Source organism: Streptomyces sp. NPDC052101 (assembly GCF_040680235.1).
Taxonomy (GTDB): Bacteria; Actinomycetota; Actinomycetes; order Streptomycetales; family Streptomycetaceae; genus Streptomyces.
In genome coordinates this window covers 1-1,882 of sequence record NZ_JBFAWH010000115.1, presented here as the reverse complement: position 1 = coordinate 1,882, position 1,882 = coordinate 1, and the positions used below count along the sequence as shown (strand labels likewise).

Below are 1,882 nucleotides of genomic sequence, written 5' to 3'. Positions count from 1 at the left end.
CCGTACTTGTTGTCGAACTTCGACTTCGTCACCGCGTCGTTCACATTGATCGCCGGGAACAGAAGGACACCATCACGCTGCATCTCGTACAGACGGTGGACACCCGTCGTGGTCTCCTCGGTGACACCGCGGATCTCGGAGGCCAGCGCGGTCCAGTCGATGCGGCTCTCCCTCAACAGGTCCTGTACGACGGCCAGTTCCTCGTTGTCGGCGGGCGGGAGTTCGCCGGTCTTCTGGTACTCGACGCCCTTGTGGACGAGGAGGGTGGCGTCGCCGCCGTCGTCCAGGATCATGTTCGGGCCGCCGGTGGGGCTGTCCGGCCAGGTCAGCGCCTGCTCCGTGCACCACCAGTACTCCTCCAGCGTCTCGCCCTTCCAGGCGAAGACCGGGATGCCTGCGGCGGCGATGGCGGCGGCCGCGTGGTCCTGGGTGGAGAAGATGTTGCAGGAGGCCCAGCGGACCTCGGCGCCGAGGGCGACCAGGGTCTCGATGAGCACGGCGGTCTGCACCGTCATGTGCAGGGAACCGGTGACACGGGCGCCGGCCAGCGGCTGGGCCTCGGCGTACTCCTTGCGGATCGCCATCAGGCCCGGCATCTCGTGCTCGGCGAGAGTGATCTCCTTGCGGCCGAACTCGGCCAGGGACAGGTCGGCGACCTTGAAATCAGCGAACTCAGCAGACATACAGGCTCCTTGAACTCATGACGTCACGGTGGATGTCGAGCGCGGCGGTGGACTTGTTGAGGGTGATGTAGTGCAGCCCGGGAGCGCCCTCGGCGAGCAGGCGCTCCGCCATGCGGGTGGCATGGTCCACGCCGATGCGGTGGCCCTCGGCCGGGTCGTCGCGGGCGGCCTCCAGCCGGTGGGCCAGGTCCTCGGGGAAGGTGGCGTCGCTCAGTTCGGCGAACCGGCGGATCTGCCGTACGTCGGTGGCCGGCATGATCTCCGGGATGATCGGGATGTCACAGCCCGCTGCCGCCACCCGGTCCCGCAGTCGCAGGTAGTCCTCCACGTCGAAGAACATCTGCGTGATGGCGTAGTCGGCTCCGGCTCGGCACTTGGCCACGAAGTGCCGGATGTCGGACTCCCAGTCGCGCGAGCGCGGATGCCGCTCCGGGAAGGCCGCCACCCCGATCCTGAAGTCGCCCAGTGACCGGACCAGTTCCACCAGCTGGTAGGCGTGGGTGTAACCGTCCGGATGCGGCACCCACGGTCCCTTGGGGTCCCCCGGGGGATCCCCGCGCAGCGCGAGGACGTCATGGATGCCGGCGTCGGCGTAGGTGCCGATGATGTGCCGCAGCTCGGCCACCGAGTGGCCTACGGCGGTGAGATGGGCGACCGGGCGCAGGGTGGTCTCCATCGCGATGCGCCGGGTGACCTCGATGGTGCTGTCCCGTGACGAGCCTCCGGCGCCGTAGGTGACGGACACGAAGTCCGGCCGCAGCGGTTCCACCCGGCGTACGGCCTCCCACAGGGCCCGCTGCCCCGCGACGGTCTTCGGCGGGAAGAACTCGAAGGAGAAGGTCGTCATGCGCGTCCTCCGGCGTTGAAATAGCTCGCCTCCGGGTGAGGGACGACGATGGCGTCCGTGGACTGCTCGGGGTGCAGCTGGAACTCCTCGGACAGGTGGACGCCGATCCGCTCGGGCCGGAGCAGGTGCGCGATCTTGGCGCGGTCCTCCAGATTCGGGCAGGCCGGATAGCCGAGCGAGTAGCGGCAGCCCTGGTACTCGGTGCGCAGCATCCCGTCCAGACCGGCCGGGTCATGCCCCGCGATGCCGAGTTCGGAGCGGACGCGCGCGTGCCAGTACTCGGCGAGTGCCTCGGCCAACTGGACGGACAGGCCGTGCAGTTCGAGGTAGTCGCGGTAGGCGTTGGCCTCGA

3 protein-coding genes are annotated in these 1,882 nt (G+C 68.7%); all 3 read right to left on the bottom strand.

Going from position 1 to position 1,882, the window contains the following annotated elements:
* Positions 1 to 683: adenosylhomocysteinase (locus AB0L75_RS44080; RefSeq protein ID WP_365191926.1), on the bottom strand; the 683-nt coding region annotated here is incomplete at its 3' end.
* Complete coding sequence (gene metF / locus AB0L75_RS44075; protein ID WP_365191925.1) at positions 673 to 1,530, bottom strand: methylenetetrahydrofolate reductase [NAD(P)H]; 858 nt, start codon at positions 1,528 to 1,530, stop codon at positions 673 to 675. The genes AB0L75_RS44080 and metF, both read right to left, overlap by 11 nt.
* The coding region (locus tag AB0L75_RS44070) for a vitamin B12 dependent-methionine synthase activation domain-containing protein (protein ID WP_365191924.1) at positions 1,527 to 1,882 on the bottom strand (356 nt) is incomplete at its 5' end. The genes metF and AB0L75_RS44070, both read right to left, overlap by 4 nt.

Excerpts from the sequence above, each read along its gene's own strand:
- metF (WP_365191925.1), bottom strand. The coding sequence starts at position 1,530 with ATGACGACCTTCTCCTTCGAGTTCTTCCCGCCGAAGACCGTCGCGGGG.